The sequence below is a fragment of the Cupriavidus sp. WS genome, assembly GCF_000395345.1.
Lineage (GTDB): Bacteria > Pseudomonadota > Gammaproteobacteria > Burkholderiales > Burkholderiaceae > Cupriavidus > Cupriavidus basilensis_B.
The window spans coordinates 1-227 of the sequence record NZ_AQPL01000740.1 but is presented as its reverse complement, the minus strand read 5'-3'; the positions used below and the strand labels follow the sequence as shown (position 1 = coordinate 227).

Annotated in this window: 1 pseudogene; it reads left to right on the top strand. The window is 64.3% G+C overall.

The features are described 5' to 3' along the window. Nucleotides 1-83 (top strand): annotated as a pseudogene (locus K206_RS43515) (disulfide bond formation protein DsbA); the annotation flags it as partial. Nucleotides 84-227 lie beyond the last annotated feature (144 nt).

Genomic DNA, 227 nt, shown 5'->3' with positions numbered 1-227 from the left:
TGGACATGCTGGCGGCTGACGAACCTGCCGCCACACCTACCACCGAAATGCCTGCCGACGTTGTCGGCGACATGCCCAGGTAGCCCTGGTCTTCAAGGCTACGGCGCGGTTGCCCGCGCTGACCGATACCCGTTCGCTCCGCATCCTGGCCGCGAACAATCACCGCTGCGCGGTGGTGGATGCACCTTGTTCCGTTGTTTCTATCCCAGGAGGGCTTGCCCTCCCAG